The 19,042-nt window shown below is 64.5% G+C and carries 10 protein-coding genes; 4 read left to right on the top strand and 6 right to left on the bottom strand.

Features of this window, described 5'->3' with window-relative positions; translation table 11 throughout:
* Window positions 1–10: 10 nt before the first annotated feature.
* From E2K99_RS14760 to E2K99_RS14740, 5 genes are all read right to left on the bottom strand, one after another.
* Entirely contained in the window at window positions 11–1,006 is a 996-nt protein-coding gene (locus E2K99_RS14760) for a WD40/YVTN/BNR-like repeat-containing protein (protein ID WP_134222717.1), read from the bottom strand.
* A gap of 22 nt (window positions 1,007–1,028) precedes the next feature.
* On the bottom strand, window positions 1,029–3,398 hold the full coding sequence (locus E2K99_RS14755) for an efflux RND transporter permease subunit (RefSeq protein WP_134222716.1): 2,370 nt from the start codon (window positions 3,396–3,398) through the stop codon (window positions 1,029–1,031).
* A gap of 114 nt (window positions 3,399–3,512) precedes the next feature.
* Window positions 3,513–5,204 (bottom strand): DUF1302 domain-containing protein, encoded by a 1,692-nt coding sequence (locus tag E2K99_RS14750; RefSeq protein WP_134222715.1) that lies wholly within the window; start codon window positions 5,202–5,204, stop codon window positions 3,513–3,515.
* 40 nt (window positions 5,205–5,244) lie between these two features.
* Window positions 5,245–6,606 (bottom strand): DUF1329 domain-containing protein, encoded by a 1,362-nt coding sequence (locus E2K99_RS14745; RefSeq protein WP_134222714.1) that lies wholly within the window; start codon window positions 6,604–6,606, stop codon window positions 5,245–5,247.
* Window positions 6,607–7,303: 697 nt separating this feature from the next.
* Complete coding sequence (locus E2K99_RS14740; RefSeq protein ID WP_134222713.1) at window positions 7,304–8,290, bottom strand: helix-turn-helix domain-containing protein; 987 nt, start codon at window positions 8,288–8,290, stop codon at window positions 7,304–7,306.
* A 781-nt stretch (window positions 8,291–9,071) separates the two neighbouring features.
* Here E2K99_RS14740 and E2K99_RS26095 point away from each other — a divergent pair.
* The 4 genes from E2K99_RS26095 (at window position 9,072) to E2K99_RS14720 (ending at window position 17,633) form a co-directional block, all read left to right on the top strand.
* A complete protein-coding gene (locus tag E2K99_RS26095; RefSeq protein WP_276321798.1) occupies window positions 9,072–12,689 on the top strand; it encodes a calcium-binding protein in 3,618 nt (1,205 codons plus the stop codon).
* A 90-nt stretch (window positions 12,690–12,779) separates the two neighbouring features.
* Complete coding sequence (locus E2K99_RS14730) at window positions 12,780–14,957, top strand: type I secretion system permease/ATPase (RefSeq protein WP_134222712.1); 2,178 nt, start codon at window positions 12,780–12,782, stop codon at window positions 14,955–14,957.
* Window positions 14,954–16,297: an HlyD family type I secretion periplasmic adaptor subunit gene (locus E2K99_RS14725; RefSeq protein WP_134222711.1), complete on the top strand. Its 1,344-nt coding sequence runs from the start codon at window positions 14,954–14,956 to the stop codon at window positions 16,295–16,297. The genes E2K99_RS14730 and E2K99_RS14725 overlap by 4 nt, the downstream gene beginning before the upstream one ends.
* The gene (locus tag E2K99_RS14720; protein WP_134222710.1) at window positions 16,287–17,633 is read left to right on the top strand and encodes a TolC family protein; all 1,347 of its coding nucleotides are present in this window, start codon (window positions 16,287–16,289) and stop codon (window positions 17,631–17,633) included. Before E2K99_RS14725 ends, E2K99_RS14720 begins: the two co-directional genes overlap by 11 nt.
* 27 nt (window positions 17,634–17,660) lie before the next feature.
* On the opposite strand, the gene E2K99_RS14715 is transcribed toward E2K99_RS14720, so the two are convergent.
* Window positions 17,661–18,851 carry an MFS transporter gene (locus E2K99_RS14715; RefSeq protein WP_134222709.1) on the bottom strand — a complete coding sequence of 397 codons (1,191 nt, stop codon included), beginning with the start codon at window positions 18,849–18,851 and terminating at the stop codon, window positions 17,661–17,663.
* Between the last annotated feature and the right edge of the window lie 191 nt (window positions 18,852–19,042).

The following is a 19,042-nucleotide window of genomic DNA, read 5'->3' as shown; positions in this document are numbered from 1 at the left end:
GTGGGAAAGCTTAGCGCGTCACGCTCGCCTCCAGCTTGGCCTGCCCGCCCTTGCCATACGCAATCGGCCGCTCGGCCCGTCCATCCTGCAATTCCAGCGTGGTCAGCGCATCGCGTGCCACGGCCTTGATGCGCCATTGTCGTCCGTCGTCCTCGCTCACCAGCAGCGAACCGGAGAGCGAGCTTGCCATGACCTGATTGCCTTCGCTGCGCAGGGCCGTGATGGAGCCGCTGGTGGGCGAGGCCAGTGCTTCCCAGTGCTGGCCGCCATCCTCGCTGCGCAGCAGCTTGCCGCCCAGGCCGCCAACGATGATGGCCCCGGAGGCAGTGACCACGCCGCTCCATAGCGAAGCCTTGCTGCCCGTGGCCAGTGCTTCCCAGTGCTGGCCGCCATCGAGCGAGCGATACAGCACGCCTTGCTCGGCCGCGACGAACAGCGCGCCATCGCGGCCGGGGAAGATGTGCAGCAGGTTCAGGTCGCCGCGCTGCTGGCCCGGTGCCGTGGGCAGCTTGACCTGCTGCCAGCTCTTGCCGCCATCGCGCGTATGCAGCAGCAGCGACCACAGGCCGGCCGCCCAGCCCTCATTGGCATTGGCAAACCAGACCGAAAACAGTGGCTGGTCCACGCTGGTGTCGCTGCGCTGCAGGGCCCATGTCTTGCCGCCATCGGCGGTGTGCAGGATCACGCCGCCGTGGCCGGCCGCCCAGCCCTGCTCGGTGCCGGCGAAACTGACCGAGGTCAGCGTGGTATCGACCGGTACCTTGTCGGCCTGGCGATAGCTGGCACCGCCGTCGTCGGAGAGGATGATGTAGCCATAGGCGCCAACGGCCACGATGCGGCTGCCGGCACGGGTCGCACCCAGCATCATGTTGTGCAGGGCATGCGCATCGGAGCGCGCAGGTGACAGCGTGACCGCTGCGCCGGCCTGAGCGAATGCGCCATGGGAGACGCCACCGGCCAGCAGGGCCAAGGCCAGCGCCACAGAATGTTTGCGGAAATAAATCATGACTCGTCCTTGCGATCGGTAATCAGTGCGCCAGGGCGCTGTTGAGCTTGATGGGCGACTTGCGCGGGAACATCTTCTCCAGCACCACTGCAAAGGCGGGCAGGGCGGTCATCGCCATGACCAGGTTGACCAGGAACATGAAGGCCAGCAGCTTGCCCATGTCAGCCTGGAACTTGAGATCGGAGAAGGACCAGGTGGCCACGCCGATGGCGAGCGTGATGGCCGTGAAGATGGTGGCGATGCCCACTTCCTGAATTGCGTTGTGCAGCGCCTGTTCAATAGGCAGGCCAGCGGCCAGATGCAGTTGCAGCCGGTTGTAGATGTAGAAGGCATAGTCCACGCCGATGCCCACGGCCAGTACCATCACGGGCAGCGTCGCTACCGTCAGGCCGATCTGCAATTGCTTCATGAAGGCATAGCCGATGAAGGTAGCCACCGTCAGCGGCAGGCAGCAGGCGATGATGGCGCGCCAGTCGCGATAGACCGCAAACACCAGCAGCACGATGGCGCCGTAGACGTAGAGCATCATGGGCAGCTCGGACTTTTCCACTTCATCGTTGACGGCCGCGATCACCCCCGCGTTGCCTGCGGCCAGGCGGATTTCCAGTCCGGCCAGCTTGTGCTGGTCGCGATAGGCCTTCACCGCCTGGATCACGCCATTGATGGTGGCGGCCTTGTGGTCGGCCAGGAACAGGTGGCTGGCCAGCATGTTGCAGTCCTTGGAGAGGAAGCCGCGTACACGCCCGATCTCCACCGCCAGCGCGGCATAGTTGGCGGCATCCAGCGGCACCGTGAACATGGCTGGATTGCCCTCGTTGTAACCCTCGTTATAGATCTTCATCTGGTCGGCGAAGGAGCTCACGGACAGCACGCCGGGCACGTGCCGCATGACCGTATCGAACTGATCCTGATAACGCCCGAAGCTGACGTTGTCGCACGAATTGGAGGGCGTCGACAGGATCACCGTCAGCCAGTCCAGCCCGTTGCCGTAATTGTCCGCGATCCAGCGGGCATCGCGGTTGTAGCGTGCGTCGGCATGCAGTTCCGGTGCGCCCGGCTGCAGCGTGCCGACCAGGCGGTCATGGCTGTACCAGGCCGAGCCGGCCAGCACCAGCAGGGTGATGACGACGATGCTGCGCGCCACGCGCGGTTGCGCCGAGCGTGACAGCACGGCCAGCCAGCGGCCTCTGGCCTGCTGGGCGCGCATGGCGCTGTCGGCATAGGTCTTGCCGACCTTCAGCAGCGAGGCCGCCAGCGGCAGCATGACCAGGTTGGTGATGATCTTGTAGCCCACGCCGATGGATGCCGTGATGGCCAGTTCGCGCACCATCGGAATCGGGATCATCACCAGCGTGACGAAGGACACCAGCGCCGTCACCAGCGCCAATACGCCAGGAATCAACAGGCCCTTGAAACTGGCGCGGGCCGCCGCTTCGCAGGACTGGCCGCTGGCAATGCCGCGCACGATGGTGTTGATCTGCTGCACGCCATGCGAGACGCCAATGGCAAATACCAGGAAGGGCACCAGCACCGCCAGCGGATCAAGCCCGTAGCCGAGCAGGCGCAGGGTGCCGAACTGCCACACCAGCGACACCAGCGAGCAGGCCACCGGCAGCAGCGTGAAGGGCAGCGAGCGGCAATACCAGTAGACCGCGATGGTAGTCAGCAGCAGGGCCATGGCGCAGAATTTGAGGACGCCTTCGGCACCATCGGCCACATCGCCGATCTGCTTGGCAAAGCCGATGATCTGCACTTCGAAGTCGGCGTTCTCGTATTTCGCGCGCAGGTCGTTGAGCAGTTTGTTGTAGGCCAGATAGTCGACCTTGTCACCCTTGGCATCGAACTCGTTGATCTCGGCCACGATCATGGCGCTGTCCTGGTTGCGCGAGATGAGGGTGCCGACGAAGCCGCCATTGACGGCCGTATTGCGGATCTGCTCGATGGTCTCCGGCGTGAGCGCCGACGGAATCACGGTGCCGGGAATGACGGGGTCGGCGCGGAAACCCTCCTCGGTGATTTCGTTGACGAAGGTGTTGGGCGTCCACAGCGACTGCACGCCGAGCCGGCTGATGTTGGGCAGGAACATGACGGCCTGCGTCATTTCGGACAGGCGGGTCAGTCCCTCCCTGGTCCAGATGCTGCCCTTGCGCGCGCGCAGCACGATGTTGAGGCGGTTGGCGCCGAGCACGTCATCGCGGTATTGCTTGAAGGTGTCGATGTATTCGTGATGGGTCGGCATCTGTTTTTCAAAGCCGGCGTCCATGCGCAATTGCAGCGCGAAATACGACAGCACGGCGGTGAAGGCCAGCAGCAGGGCCAGGATGGGAATGCGCAGGCGGAACAGGCTGGCTTCGAGTCTATCCAGGCTGAACAGGGAAGGGGCGTTGGCCATGGTGCGGTGGTCTCGGGTCGGAGTTCAAAAACACGGGCCGCCCGCAGGCGGCTTCAAGCAAAACGGGATTGCACGTCAATGCGCCCGGACCGTGGAGGGCCCGGGCGCGCTGCCTCAGAAGTTGCGGCTGATGGTCATGCCATAGAAGCTGCGGTCACGCAGCGGTTGATCGAACACGCTGGCTCCGCCCCAGAACTTGGCGAAGTTCAGCGCCACCTGCCACTTGGCCGGGTTCTGGGTGAAGGTCACTGTGAAGTTGGCCATCTTCGCGCCTTCCATGAAAGTCGCCGTGGCATTGGGCGTGCGGCCCTTCACGGCATGGAAGAAGTAGATCTCGGGGATGACCTGCCAGCCCGGGATCACCGAACCATCGTAGACCCAGCTGAAGTCGAAGTTGTAGCCATACGAAGTCGCGCTGCCCACGCCGGATGTATTGCCGCCATTGGCCAGCGTGTTGCTGGCATTGGCGGTGGTGTCATAGCCCCAGCCCCACAGGCCCGCAGCGACCGGAATCCCGCCATACGCGTTCTTCAGGTTGGGATACTTGATGGCCACCGCTTCCACCATCAGCGTGGCGGTATCAGCCCCCAGGGTTTTGAGCACGGCACCGTGTTCGCTGGGGGTCAGGCTGAGCATGCCGGTGATGGCCAGCTGGTATTTCTCGGTCTCGATGTAGCATTTGCCATTGGTCTGGCACAGGCCGCCATTGGCGTTCTGCACCGAACCGTTGAGCGAGACCGCATCCTTCGGCCGATACGACAGTTCCGTGCCGATGGCCCAGTTGCCCAGCGGGAAATTGGCCGAGAGGCCGACCATCTTGCGGTCTTCCAGATAGGAATAGCCCAGGCCGCTGGCGGTATTGGCGGTCGACAGCACGGGCGATTTGTCGTGGTAATTCATCACGTACAGGCCGAAGTTCACATCGGCACCCGGCGGCGTATAGCGCAGTGCCACCCCGTACTGGCCGGTGGAGCGCGGACGTCCGGTGACCGGCACACCCAGCGCATCGGCGCCGCTGCCCACGGTGGCGGTCGACCAGTAGCTGCCCACGGGCGGGAAATAATTGCTTTCCCAGCCTTGCTGCACATAGGTTTCCACCGAGAAGCCACGGCCCAGGCCGGTGGCGAAGTTGACCATCGGGGCGGGCAGGATGGCTTCCTTCAACTGCGTGCCCGGATTGGACAGGCGCATCAGGTCGATGGCATTGGTCTGGTTGATGCCGCCCGCGATGAACAGGCTCTCGCCCCAGTTCACCACCTGATTGCCGACGCGGATGCGGGCGCGTTCCTCGCCCAGGTCGAAGGACTTGCTGACCCACAGGTCCAGCAGGCGCACCTTGGAATGCAATTCATTGGTGGCGTCATCCGACAGCGCGCGGCCGGTGGTATTCGCTCCGCTGATGTTGCCGGTGCTGCGAGTGGCCGAGTAATCGCGCAGCCAGCTCACGCGGCCCAGGAATTTCACGTCTTCCGGCATGTTGAGCAAAAGCTCATGGGTGCCTTTGAGATAGGTGGTGAAGCGGTCGCCCCGGTTGTAGTTCAGGTCGCCCTGGTCGTTGAGCGATGACAGTGCATCGGCACAGCCACCCGGCGCACTGGGGCCGGAGGCGGCCGCTGCACTGCCGCCGCTGCTGCCGATGATCAGGCCGCAGGATTGCTTGCTGGCGCGCACGCCCACACCCAGCGAGACTGTCGAATCGAAATTGCCGGACACCGTCTCACCCTCGAAGGTGATGGCCTGTGCCGCGCCGCTGCACAGCGTGGCGGCGGCCAATGCGATGACCCTGGTTTGCAGATGATTTTTCATTGTTGTTCCTCTCCCGTTGCGGATGCCGTCTCAGGACCGCTCAGCGATCGCTGATGGCACGCAGGTTGTCGGCGCTGTAGAAGCTGGCCTTGGCGCGCGGATTGCCCTTGCCGTCGACTTCCCAGGCCATGTCCTTGCCGGTGCCGGCCGCGTGCAGGTCGAACACGTAGCGGCCTTCGGCCAGGTTGTATTGCGCGAAGCCGGCCTGGTCGCAGCTGCCGGTCTCATAGACCGGGATCACGTAGGCTTCACGGTGCTTCCACAGCTTGCCTTGTGCGTCGTAATCATCGGCGGCGACCAGGTTCCAGCTGTCCTCGTCAACATAGAAAGTGCGCTTGGGCGCGAGGTGGCGCACGCCGGCCTTGACCGTGGCTTCCACCACCCAGACGCGGTGCAGCTCGTAGCGGCGGGCGCTTTCGGCGATGGACTCGTCACCGGCCACGTCTTCGAACTTGGCCTTGAAGTCGGTGGCACCGAAGCTGCCATACGGCACGTACATTTCCTTCTTGCCGACCAGCTTCCAGTCGAAGCGGTCGATGGTGCCGTTGAAGACCATGGGCTCATCCAGCGTGTACTGGTTCTCCATGCCGATCTGCGGCGAGTCGTAGGCGTAGGAGGGCATGCGGCGCACGCGGCGCTGGCCGGGGAAATAGTAAAAAGTTTCGCCGCCGGCCTGGTTGAGGAAGGTGGTCAGCGACAAGGCTTGTCCGGCCAGCGCCGTGGGCGAGTTGTAGGCGAAGTAGGTGTAGTACTCCACCGGCGGCAGGGTCGAGAGATTCACGCTGCCCTTGGCGGCCCAGGGAAAGAACATGGTCTGCTGCGACCCGGCCTTGATCCATTCGCTGCTGCCCTTGCGCGGTGAGACGGCGGTGATGGTGGACTTCCATTCCAGGGTCACACCGCGATAGCGCATCTTGCTGTTGTACATGACCTCTTCGCCGCTCTTGGGTACGGGGAAGGGAATGCCCGGCACCACCGCCTCGGCCAGGCTCCAGCCATCGGCACCGAGCTTGGCGCTGGTGTTCTTTTTGGTGTTCTCCACCACGAAATCGGGAGCGCTGCAGTAGCGGTGGCTGGGATAGACATCCATCTTGTACCCCTTGATCTGCTTGATCAGTGCGACCTGGCCGGCGCTGAGCTTGCTGGCGTACTTGTCGACGTTGGAGGCATCGATGGTCTCGGTTTTCTTCTCGTCCTTGTACTTGAAGAAATCGCGGCGCAGCTTGCCGTAGGACCAGCCGGGCAGGACCACGTTGTCTTCCTTCCAGTCCGGCACGCCGTTGCCGCCGGCTTTCTCGCCGCCCAGCGGCGTGAGGCTGCCGCCGAGGTCGGCGGGCGTGGCGGCCTGCGCGAACGTGGCAGCCAGCGCCAGGGCCATGGCGCTCATGTGGATGACCTTCATTGCTGTTCTCCCTTGTTGTGATGCGGGTGTGCGTTGGCCGGATGCGCTGCCGCGCAGTCCGGATGGCGGACCGCTCCCAAGGCGTGGAGGCCTTTCCTATTGCCACAACCCGTTCGGGCTGGGCCCCATGTCTGACAAAACGCTGACGCACAGGGAAATTGACTCGCTTATGGCGTTGTCCTGAATAGGTGTTTTTTTTGGGAGCAGTGGACGAGGGAGAATGTAGAAGGGGCCACCTCGGTACTGTTAGCCGCTTTTAGCAATTTTCGGGAGGGACGCCCGAAGGGGATGGTGCAAAACCAGACGGACCCGCTGCAATCGGCTGTGAAAAAGGCTTGCAGGGCGAGGCTGCCTGATTTTTCCGGCACGATGATCAGGGTCGAAGAATAGAGCGGATTATTCCCTTACCGTTGAATTGACCAGTGACAAAAACAGGATTGTTGCCGGAAACAATATTAATCAACCAATTGGTCGATTTTATTGTGGGAAAAGCTCGTATTTTGAGGCGGGCTTGCCCGGAGCACGCGCAGATGGTGATGCGTGCTCCGGGTGCAAATGAGAGTGGACGATGGAGGAGGTGGACCAAGACAGGGCAGCTTTGCCAAAAATGGCTAGACCTCTGCCCCAAAATTGCCCAGGGCAGCGGCACAGTCCGTATTGGTAACCGGCGTTACCAATGTGGACTGTGCCGGCAGACTCAGGATTGTGCAGCCGTTTTGATGACCGTTTCCGAAGGCAGGACGCCGAACATCTTCTTGTATTCCGAGGCGAAGCGGCTGGGATGATTGAAACCGCACAGGGCGGCCAGGTTGCCGATGGTGTCGTGGCCGCGTTCTTCGCCACTGCGCCGCTTGATTTCGCGATGCGCCGCGTTCAGGCGCAGCGCCTTGAGGTACTGCAGCGGCGAGATGTCGAGCCGCTCCTCGAAACAGTATTGCAGGGTGCGGCGGCTCACGTGGGTGGCGCGGCACACATCGAGGATGCCGATCTCCTCGCCCGCATGCGTGCGCATGTAGTCGATGGCGTTCTGCACGATGCGTTCGCGGCGTTGGCGCGAGGGCAGGGTCGATTCGAGTTCGTGATGGCCCTGGTTCAGCGAGAGCGCCAGCGCCACGTTGCTGATGGCGGTGGAAGCCAGCGCACGCGGGCTGATCGGCCGAGTGGCCTTGCCCGCTGGCGTGTTGAGGAGATCGAAGGCGACCGAGAAGTAATGGCGCAGCATGCCCGCCGTGGCTGCGTCGAGCTGCAGCACGGACAGGTCCAGCCATTTGCGCACGCTGGCTTCATCCTGCTCGTGCAGCTGCGACAGGAACAGCTCGCGCTGCACCGAGATGCCCAGCAATTCGATCGGACCGGTGGTGCGGATGTGGTGCGCCCGGCTGCCATCGAGCACGATCAACTGGTCCTGCGTGAGCGGCCGGCCGTTGAGCAGGTGGCCTTGGGCACTGGTGTTGCAGATGCCGATGACCATCTGCTCGGGCGGCGGCACGATGCGTTCGTGCAGGGCGGTGTTGGTGGTCTCGCGGATGAAGCAGAACTCGTCGGTCTGCACCATGGCCAGTGCGCCGACGAAACGGCCACTGCCCAGTTGCTGGTACTCCTGCTCCCATCCGGTGAGCGTACTGGCTTGCTGGTCCACATCCGAAAACTGTTCGGCATGAACGGAAAAATGGTCGGCATGCATGGCGCGGGCTCCTGTTGTTTTGTGTCAGACGATGCAAATTTCGCACCAGCCTGTCAAACATCCGGAAACGGCAAGCAAGACGCTCATCGGCGCCGCAAACCAGGTCTGCGGGCGGCGAGGGGCAGGGTGATTGATTTCCGTCTCCGTTGTCTCGGAGCACCTTCGAGGGTGGCTCTCGGACTTTCATTTTTTTCGCCAATCTACTGAATCGCAGGGTAAAGCACAAGGGCGCATTCGTCACATTGGGATTCTGGAGTATTGCGGCGGGCAGAGCATTCGTGGTAGCGCGGCGATGTGTCTCAAAAATGAAAATATGCTCGCTTCGTTCTGTACCTAGGTGAAGTTTCGTGCGCGCCGTCCACGGACAGAAATCTTCATATCGTTTCCGCTTGATCTATTTGATTGGCGTTGCATGTCGCATGGGGTGGCGCTTTGCGCGCTGCGGCGCGGAAAAAACTTTCATTTGGCCTGCAAGCCGCATGGGGCGGGGACCGCCATTTTCAGCGGCATGGCGGCCCTTTGGTGCGATTTACGGGGAAGCTGTGCCGGGGTTGAATTGCCACGGGGCAAAACTGTTTTGTCTTTCAGCAAAAGTGGCCGGGTTGACACCATGTGTCGTCCGCCGACGGAAGCTGCCCTGGGGAGGGCAAGCTTGCAGTGACAACAGAGCTGCGGCATGTCGCCGCGCCGGTCACTGCGCACCCCGGACCACGAAGGGAGGAAAGACGGACGTTTTGCCCCGCCTCCACGCATCGGCTGCACTCCGCTCAGGGAAAACAACATGAAAACAATAAACGAACACCGCAAGGATATCCTGCCTGTCATCACGCTGGTGACGCCTGAGAAGCTGCTGGCGCACCTGTCCGGCAAGACGCGGGCGGCAGCGCCAGCGGTTCTCCTTGGCGCTGGCGGACCGCCCATGGCGAAGAAGGCGGAAGCCGTGGCGCTGAGCCCGGCCGAGTTCGCCGTCAGGGGATCGGACAACGCTGGTCTGCCATCGCACAGCTTGCTGTGGGCGGCATTTTCCGCGACGAGCACGGGCAGCACTTCCGCGCCGCTTGCTGCGAGCAAGGCTGCGGGCAGGAGCCCTGGCCCGATGCCCGGCGAGTCCAGACCGCTGCCGCCGCCGCCTTCATCTCTTGCATCGGTGGACGTCACTGAGGCTGCAGTGGCACATGGGCTGCCCGAGAAGACAGCGCTCACACCCGGTGCGATCTCTGTCGCATCTACCCAGACGGCCGGCGGCACGGCTGCCGGGATGGCCGGCGCACCGGCCGCCACCGCCACCGCCGCTGCCACGGCCACTTCCACGCCCTCCCTTGCGGCGCTGGTGGCGCTGTCGCCGGCAGCCCCTGCGCCCAAGAGCGTGCGGCCCCTGGCCATGTCCCCTGCGGTGCTGGCACCCGCCTGTCCGGTCGCGCCGGCCCCGGTGTCGGTGCAGACGGGGCAGCCGGTTCCTGTGTATGTGCCCGTTCTGTTGGATGGCCAGGTGATGCTCTGTCCCATCGATCTCTACTGCCCCGTGTTGATGCCGCTGGCGAGCTTGCCCGCAACCGTCACACGTGACGGAACGACAGCACCCGCCAGCGCATCGGCCTCAACGTCTGCCTCCGCGTCCGCACCGGAGGATTCTTCCAATGCGCCCGCCGTTTATCGCAAGGCGGGCCGCTTCGATCCGGGCAGCTTCCTGCCGCAGCAGGCCTTCAGCGAAGGCCACGTGAGCGAGGCCGATTCCAGGAATGAGGTGAGCGATCGCAGCTGGCGCATTCTCGATGCGCGCCTGCAAGGCGTGACTGCGGCTCAGCTGGCAGCGTTGGACGGCAACCGGGACGGAGAACTCAGTGGCGCGGAATTGTCCGGCCTCATGGCCTGGTCCGATGCCAACCAGGACGGCATCGGCCAGCCCGGCGAGATCAGCGCGCTGGCCGATGCCCTGCAGCGAGTGCAACGCGATGCACTGCGGGCCACTGATTACGGCATCTTCACTGCCGGCAATGCGCGCTTGCAGGCCAGTGCGCCCGAGGAGAATCCGCCAGTCCCGCCCAGCAACTACCGCACCCTGCGCGACAACGACAACAGCATGTCTTTGCCCGGCGGCGGGGTGATCAATTTCCGGGTCAACCAGTTCAAGATCGTCAGCAGTGCGCCGGGTACTCTCATCGGCACCGATGGTGCCGACCTGCTCAGCGCCGGCAACAACGGACTGGACTACGCGCTGGGCATCGATCCGGCACGGCTGAACACCCTGCTGGCCGGTGACGGCGACGACAAGGTCTTTGGCCGCAACGGGGCCGACATCCTCTGGGCAGGCAATGGCAACGACAGCGTCAACGGCTTCGGCGGCAATGATCGGATCTATGGCGAAGACGGCGATGACCAGCTTTCCGGCGGCGAAGGTGACGATCTCATCGATGGCGGTGCGGGCAATGACAGCATGTTCGGAGGCTGGGGCAATGACAGACTGTATGGGGGCGATGGCGATGACACCCTCATGGGCAACGATATCGGCAACGCGTCCCTGTTCGGATTGACGGTCCTTCCCTCGGACGACGATGTGATCTTCGGCGGAGCGGGCAATGACAGCCTGATGGGCAATGGGGGCAACGACCAGCTCCGGGGCGGCACCGGCAACGACAAGCTCTATGGCGGCGAGGGCAATGACCAGCTCCATGGCGAAGAAGGTAACGACCAGCTGACCGGGGGCAATGGTGACGACATCCTCTACGGCGGTGACGGCAATGATTACCTGGTTGGCAGCGACATCCGCGCCAACTGGCTGGAACCATTGCCGGCCAGCGTGGTGGGCAACGACAAGCTCCATGGTGGCGCCGGCGACGATACCCTCATCACCGCCGGAGGCGATGACTATCTCGATGGCGGGGCCGGCAACGATCACATGGAAGGCGGCAGCGGCAACGATACCTACGTCGTCAGCAGTCCCGGCGATGTGGTGCTGGAGCGCGACAACGGTGGCTACGATACGGTGCTGGCGGGCAGCAGCTATGCGCTGACCGAGTTCGTGGAAGAACTGCATCTGCTCGACGGTGGCAACTACAACGCCGGTGGCAATGGCCTGGACAACCTCATCGTGGGCAACAGCCAGGACAACGTCATCGACGGCGCTACTGGTGCCGATACCATGATCGGGGGCAAGGGCAGCGACAGCTATTTCATCGACAACCCCGGCGACAAGGTGATCGAACTGGCAGGCGAGGGTATCGATACCGTCTACTCCCGCATCAGCACTACCCTCGGGGAGAACGTCGAGAATCTGGTGCTGCTGGACGCGGGCACACCGCAGCGCGCCAGCATGGACGGCAAGCCGGTGCTGGTCTATGGCGCGCCGCATGACTACCACCTCGACTACGACCAGGGCGGCGATATCGCGGGTTACGATGGCACCTGTGGCGAGGCCAGCATCGCCAACCTGCTGACCATCGCCGGACAGTCCGTCAGCGAGCCCGATGTGCTGCGTCGCGCGATCCAGATGGGCTGGTGCACGCCCAAGAATGCCGGCGGCATGGGTGGCGGGACAAATGTCTACGAACGCAGCCAGATTCTGGACAGCTATCACGTGGCCCACCAGATGTTCACCAGCTATGAGGAGCAGAAGCTGCTGGATGCCCTGCAGGCAGGCCGCGGCGCCATCATCGGCGTGTGCTCGTCACGGCTGTGGGGGCATGGCGACAACGGCAGCCCGGTACGCAGCGATCACGTGATCACGCTGACCGGCATGGTTTGCGATGAGGCCACGGGCGTTGCCCAAGGCGTCTACATCACCGATTCCGGGCAGGGCAATGCCAGCGACATGTGCCGTTTCCTGACCATGGAGCAGCTGCGTTACGCGGCCAATGTCGACGGCGCGAATGCGCTCATCACGGTGGCACCGATCAAGATGACCGACGCCAGCCTCAACGGCAGCGGCAATGCGCTGGACAACCAGCTGGTCGGCAATCGCGGCAACAACATCCTCACCGGCGGCCGTGGCGACGATACGCTGGTAGGCCAGGCCGGCAGCGACACCTACGTCTTCAGCCGCGGAGATGGCCAGGACCTGGTGGCCGACAACGATGCCACCAAGGGCAACCTGGATACGCTGCAGTTCACCGACATCAGGCAGACCAGCCTGTGGTTCCGGCACGTGGGCAATGACTTGCAGATCGACGTCCTGGGCGGACAGGACCAGATCACCATCAAGGACTGGTACGTCGGTGGTGCAAGCGGCAGCGACAACCACATCGAGCGCATCAGGACCGCCGAGGGTTACACCCTCTACGACAGCGATGTGGAAAAACTGGTGCAAGCCATGGCCAGCTTCGCGCCGCCGGCGGCGACCCAGACCGAGTGGCGCAGCGGCGATTCCAGTGCGGACCAGGTGCTGTTGACCGTGACCCACTGAGCCCGGACCCACGGTCTTTCAAGGCGGCCTGCAGCAGGGCAGCGGCCGCCCTTGACCCACCCTCCTCGAAGCAACCCTCTCGGAAATCCTATGAACCAGACGGACCACGACCCCGGCCAGGCGGGGACGGACAGCGGCTTGCTGTGCCTGATCATGCTGGCCAAGCTGCACGGCATCGCAGCCGATGCCCGGCAATTGCAGCACCGATTCGGCCGCCAGCCCTTCAACGTGCAGACCATCCTGCTGGGCGCGCGCACACTGGGCATGAAGGCGCGCGCCATCCGCCAGCAAGCGGCCAGGCTGGAGCGCACGCCGGTACCAGCCATTTGCGTCGATCACGCCGGACACTTCTTCGTGCTGGCCAAGATCGACGCCGCGCCTCAGGAGGCAGCGGGCGCGCCCTTGCGCATCCTGATCCAGCGGCCGGGGCAAGCGCCGCAGGTGCTCACGCGTAGCGAATTCATGGCGCTCTGGGCCGGTCAGGTGATCCTCATGACCAGCCAGGCCAGCTATGCGGGCGAGTCCTCGCGCTTCGATTTCACCTGGTTCATCCCGGCCGTGGTCAAGTATCGCAAGGTGCTGGCCGAGGTGCTGCTGATCTCGCTGGTGCTGCAGATCATCGGCCTGGTGACGCCCCTGTTCTTCCAGGTGGTGATGGACAAGGTACTGGTCAACCACGCCATGATGACGCTCAACGTGATTGCGGTCGGCCTGATCGCCGCCACCATTTTTGAAGCCCTGTTGACCGGGATTCGTACCGCCATCTTCGCCAAGGCCAGCAGCAAGATCGACGTGGAGCTGGGCGCGCGCCTGTTCGCCCATCTGCTGAGCCTGCCGCTGGCCTACTTCCAGGTGCGCCGCGCGGGTGACTCGATTGCCCGCGTGCGCGAGCTGGAAAACATCCGCAGCTTCCTCACCGGCAATGCCATGACGCTGGTGCTGGACCTGATGTTCTCCTTCATCTTCCTGGCGGTGATGCTCTGGTACAGCGTGCCGCTGACGCTGATCGTGCTGGCTTCCATCCCGGTCTACCTGCTGTTGTCCCTGATCTTCACACCGGTGCTGCGCGCACGCCTGAACGACAAGTTCAACAAGAGCGCCGAGAACCAGTCCTTCCTGGTGGAGACCCTGACCGGCATGGACACCGTCAAGGCACTTGCCGTGGAACCGCACTGGCAACGCAAGTGGGACCAGCAGCTGGCCGCTTATGTCGCCGCCGGTCTCACCACCACCAACATCAGCCTGGTGGCCAATGGCGGCGTGAACCTGGTGAGCAAGCTGGTCAGCGTGGGCATCATGTGGATGGGCGCGCTGCAGGTGGTGGACAACACCCTGACCGTGGGCGAGCTGGTGGCCTTCAACATGCTGGCCGGGCAGGTGGCGGCGCCCATCTTGCGGCTGGCACAGCTGTGGAACGACTTCCAGCAGATCGGCATTTCCATGAGCCGGCTGGCCGATGTGCTCGATGCGCGCAGCGAAGTGGCCGGCCAGCGCACCCGCCTGCCGCGCGTGACCGGTGCGATTGCGTTTGAGCGCGTGAGTTTTCGCTATCGCCCCGAGACGCCGGAGGTCATTCGCGGGCTGACGCTGCAGATACAGCCGGGCGAGGTGATCGGCATCGTCGGCCGCTCCGGGTCCGGCAAGAGCACGCTGGCCAAGCTGGTGCAGCGGCTCTACGTCTGCGAGAGCGGACGCGTGACCGTCGATGGGCAGGATATCGCCATCATCGACACCGCCTCGCTGCGCCAGCAGATCGGTGTGGTGCTGCAGGAGAACACGCTGTTCTCGCGCTCCATCCGCGACAACATCGCCCTGGTCGATTCTTCCGCACCGATTGAACAGGTGATCGCCGCCGCCAAGCTGGCCGGAGCGCATGACTTCATCTGCGAACTGCCCGAGGGCTATGACACGCTGGTCGGCGAGCAGGGCAGCGGACTGTCCGGCGGACAGCGCCAGCGCATCGCCATTGCGCGCGCGCTCATCAGCAACCCCGGCATCCTCATCTTCGACGAGGCCACCAGCGCGCTGGACTACGAATCCGAAAAAATCATCCAGGACAACATGCGCCAGATCTGTGCCGGGCGCACCGTGCTCATCATCGCGCACCGCCTGTCGGCCGTGCGCGATGCCGACCGCATCGTGGTCATGGAGCGCGGCAGCGTCGTCGAGAGCGGCAGCCATGAGGAATTGCTCATGCTGCCCGACGGCATCTATGCGCACCTCTGTGCGCTGCAGGCCGGCAAGCCATTGCAAGGGGAGACACCATGAGTCTGCATCATCGTTCCCGGGCCTGGCTGGCGCTGTGGCAGCGCTATGGGCGCGTACTGCGGCATGCCTGGCGCCAGCGCGATCCGCGCAAGAGCGGCTTCTACAACGAGCAGGAAGCCGAGTTCCTGCCGGCCGCGCTGTCGCTGCAGGAATCGCCCGATTCGGCCAGCCTGCGCTGGACTGCGCGCCTGCTCATGGCGATGGTCTTGCTCACGCTGCTGTGGTCGCTGGTGGGCCACATCGACATCGTGGTCAACGCTACCGGCAAGGTCATTCCGTCGGCCCGCATCAAGACCATCGCGTCCATCGAGGTGGCCAGCGTGCGCGACATCCTGGTCAGGGAAGGACAGCGCGTGCGAGTCGGCCAGATCCTCATGGAACTCGATGCCACCAGCAGTGATGCCGAACGCGACAAGGCCGCCGATGCCGTGGCCCAGGCGCGGTTGCAGGTGGCGCGCGCGGCGGCCATGATGCAGGCGGTGCAGGAGCTGCAGGCGCCGCAGCTGACGGAGGTTGGCGGCGCAGGCCGTGCGCAGCGGGAGTCGGCCGAGCGCCAGTTGCAGGGGCAGTACCAGGACTTCCGGGCGCGGCTGGCCCGGATCGATGACGAGATCACGCGCTATGCAGCGGCCTTGCAGTTGGCCAGCGCGCGTGCCGCTGATTACAAGGAGCTGATGGCCGACAACACTGTCTCGCGTCATGCATGGCTGGAGAAGGAGCAGGCGAGGGTGGATCTGCAAGGCCAGTTGAGCGAGGCCCGCAACCAGCGCACCGCGCTGCTGGCGCAGACGCAGAAGGAAGCCCACGACAGCCGCATCGAGGCCGAAAAGATCATCGAGTCCGCGCAGCAGGACCAGCGCCGCGCCGAAGAGCGCAGCCGCCTGCTCACGCTCATGGCCCCCGTCAGCGGCACCGTACAGCAGCTGGCCGTGCATACCGTGGGCGGTGTGGTGGCGGCCGCCCAGCCCCTGATGCAGATCGTGCCGGAGGAGGGCGACATCGAGATCGAGGCCTGGCTGGAGAACAAGGACGTCGGCTTCGTGCGCATCGGGCAGGAGGTCGAGGTCAAGATCGATGCCTTCGACTACACCAAGTACGGTACCCTCCCGGCGCGTGTGGTGCATGTTTCGCGCGATGCCATTCAGGATGAGAAGAAGGGCCTGGTCTATTCCGCGCGCATCCTGCTTTCCCGCAACAGCTTGAATGTCGATGGACGCAGTTTGCCGCTGTCGGCCGGGCTCGCTGTCAATGTGGGTATCCGGACCGGCAGCCGGCGCGTGATCGAGTATGTGCTGTCGCCGTTGATGCGGCATCAGAAGGAGGCTTTGCATGAGCGTTGATGACTCTTTGCGACCGCGCCATGCGGTAACGGCTCTGATTCTGATGGTCTCGCTGCTTGCGGCACCGGCTGGTGCGGCCCCGCCTGCGCGCTTCGATCCCTTGCTGGCACGCCCGCCCGAACTGGACAAGGGAAAAATACTGCCCGGCGACGACCGGCCAACGGGCTGCGCAACCAGCCCCTTCACGCCGGGCAAGGTGCTCACGCTGGTCGATGCGGTGGACCTGGCGCTGTGCCATCAGCCCCAGGTACAAGCCTCATGGGCCGCGATCAAGCTGCAGTCGTCGCAACTGGGCGAGGCGCGTGCAGCCTACCTGCCCACCCTCGGGGCGGGTGTCGGCCAGTACCGCGAGAGCGCCACGTCGGACCAGGGCAGCAGCAAGCGCTCGATCGGCACGCTGTATGCGACGCTGACCTGGCGCCTGCTCGACTTCGGCGGGCGCAGTGCCAACCAGCGCGCGGCCGATGTGCTGCTGCAGGCGGCCTCGGCCAGTCAGGACGCCACCCTGCAGAAAGCCATGGGCAATGCCGTCGGCCTGTATTACGACGCCCACAGCGCACGCGCCGCACAGCAGTCGCGCGAGCGCAGCCTGGCGCTGGCGCGCGCCATCGGCCAGTACAAGCGCAGCGTGGTGATGCTGGCCGTGGGCCTGGGTTTGCTGGACGAGGCGGGCGACGTACCGGTCATCACGCTGTCCTCGGAGACCGAGGAGGATCCGCTCGGGCTGGAGCAGAACCTGCCGGGCTGGCTGCAATCGGCCCGGCAGTATCACCCGGCCATCCTGGCCGCACGCGGCCAGGTGGAGGCCGCCCGCGAGAAGGTGAGAGTCGCCGTGGCCGACGGCCTGCCGACGCTGGACATGACGGCCAGCCGTTACATCAACGGCCGTCCGAACCAGCCCGGCAGTCGCGGCGATCGCGATACGGTGGTCGGACTGAACCTGACCATCCCGATCTTCGATGGCTTTGCCAACGGCTACAAGGTCGATGGCGCGCAGGCCCAACTGGAGATGCGCGAGGCCGAGCTGCGTGAAGTACAGGCGCAGGTGCTGGGCGACATCGCCACCACCTATGCAGAGGCGACCACCGCCTTGCGCAGCATGGCTTCTGCACGCGGCCTGCTGGAAGCGGCCCAGCGCTCGGTAGAGTCGGTGCGGCGCAAGTACGACACGGGCGCGGCCGATATTGTGGAGATGCTCAACGCCCAGACGGCCCTGGCCGATGCCGAATTGGAACGCATCCGTGCGCTGGGCGAGTGGCGCTCGGCGCGATTGCGCCTGCTGGCCAATGCCGGCGAGATGGGGCGGGTCAGCTTCACCAAGGCCGCACGCCGGTGAGCGCGCGCGACTGGTGGCGCAGGCGAATCAGGTTGCCTGGCCCGGGCGCGCTGCGCGGCGCCAGGTCTGCCAGCCGACCAGCATCGACAGCGCTGCGCCCAGCGCGAACACCAATCCGGAGGCGGTGCGCTGCTCGATGGCCAGGGTCAGTACGGTGGGCATGAGCACCACGCCGATGAATCCGGCAAACACGCACAGCCCGGTGGCCCGGCCCACTTGGGCGCGCGGCACGAGGATGGCGATCTCCGAGAACAGCACGCCATTCCAGGCCACCACGGCCACCCCGAGCGCGGCGGCGGCCGCATAGAACATCAGCACCGGTGTGGGCGCAAAGGCCGACCACGCGAGAATGGCAAAGCCCAGCGTGCCCAGCAGGCCGGAGACGGCCAGCATGCGCAGCGCCGGCACGCCGCGATCAACGCAGCGGCCCCAGATCAGCCGGAACACCACACCCACCAGATTGAACAGCGTCAGCAGCATGGCGGCCTGTTCGATCGACATCTGCTGGAAGCCGTGCAGGAAGGGCAGCAGCATGGCAATGGCAGTGACCTGCAAGCCCGAGAACAGGAAGGCCACCAGCGTCAGGATGCGCAGTGGCGGATGGCGGCGCAGCAGCGACCAGACGCTCTCTGCGGATGCCGCGCCTTTGCTGGCTGCCGGGGCCGGGTCGAGGTCTTGCGCCGACTTGCTGTTGAAGGCGATCGCACCGAGCAGGCCGATCAGGCCCGGCGCCACGAAGGCCCACAGCAGTCCGACGTGCTGCGTCATGAGCGGCACCAGCAAGGCCGCCAGTGCAGCGCCGGCGGGGACGCCGCTTTGCCGGATCGAGAACAGCAGGCTGCGGTTTTTCAGCGGGCCGCTCTGGCTGAGGAAGTAGGAACTGGCGGGCGTGATGCCGCCGTAGCCCATGCCCATGAGTACGCTGCCGGCCAGCACCCCTGCCACGTGGGTGGTCGCGATGAGCAGCATCCCCAGGGCGCAGAGCGCCAGGCACCAGCGGCTGACCTGGAACGCACCGAGCCGATGGACGCGGTTGCCGAACCAGATCGACGAGCAGGCCGCCGCCGCGTAGAGCACCGCCGTGTAGACCCCGACCCAGCGGACGGAAATGCCCAGCGTCTCGGCCAGCAGGGGCGAGATGGTCAGCACGGCTGTCGCGGCAAAGGAGGTGGCGATCTGGATGGCGGTCAGCAGGAGCAGGGCGGTGAAGGGATGCATGGACAAAATCGCGTTACCGGACTGGCCGGAAAAATAAGAATGCCTGCGCTTTCCCGCACGGCAAATCCGTTGCGGCCAGGCATCAAGACCATGATTGTAGGAAAAGACACGCGTTCATGCTTTTCCTGATAGCGTCGGATAGCGGAAGCCTGATAGCCTGAAGCCGGGACGCAGTGACAGCAGAGGGCCGC

Source organism: Herbaspirillum huttiense, from assembly GCF_004367745.1.
Taxonomy (GTDB): domain Bacteria; phylum Pseudomonadota; class Gammaproteobacteria; order Burkholderiales; family Burkholderiaceae_D; genus Herbaspirillum; species Herbaspirillum huttiense.
This window is presented reverse-complemented; position numbering and strand designations above follow the sequence as displayed.

What these genes read in the sequence shown, in the direction of transcription:
- E2K99_RS14755 (WP_134222716.1), bottom strand. Translation starts at nt 3,398, where the DNA reads ATGGCCAACGCCCCTTCCCTGTTCAGCCTGGATAGACTCGAAGCCAGC.
- E2K99_RS14760 (WP_134222717.1), bottom strand. Translation starts at nt 1,006, where the DNA reads ATGATTTATTTCCGCAAACATTCTGTGGCGCTGGCCTTGGCCCTGCTG.
- E2K99_RS14740 (WP_134222713.1), bottom strand. Translation starts at nt 8,290, where the DNA reads ATGCATGCCGACCATTTTTCCGTTCATGCCGAACAGTTTTCGGATGTG.
- E2K99_RS14715 (WP_134222709.1), bottom strand. Translation starts at nt 18,851, where the DNA reads ATGCATCCCTTCACCGCCCTGCTCCTGCTGACCGCCATCCAGATCGCC.
- E2K99_RS14730 (WP_134222712.1), top strand. Translation starts at nt 12,780, where the DNA reads ATGAACCAGACGGACCACGACCCCGGCCAGGCGGGGACGGACAGCGGC.
- E2K99_RS26095 (WP_276321798.1), top strand. Translation starts at nt 9,072, where the DNA reads ATGAAAACAATAAACGAACACCGCAAGGATATCCTGCCTGTCATCACG.
- E2K99_RS14750 (WP_134222715.1), bottom strand. Translation starts at nt 5,204, where the DNA reads ATGAAAAATCATCTGCAAACCAGGGTCATCGCATTGGCCGCCGCCACG.
- E2K99_RS14725 (WP_134222711.1), top strand. Translation starts at nt 14,954, where the DNA reads ATGAGTCTGCATCATCGTTCCCGGGCCTGGCTGGCGCTGTGGCAGCGC.
- E2K99_RS14720 (WP_134222710.1), top strand. Translation starts at nt 16,287, where the DNA reads ATGAGCGTTGATGACTCTTTGCGACCGCGCCATGCGGTAACGGCTCTG.
- E2K99_RS14745 (WP_134222714.1), bottom strand. Translation starts at nt 6,606, where the DNA reads ATGAAGGTCATCCACATGAGCGCCATGGCCCTGGCGCTGGCTGCCACG.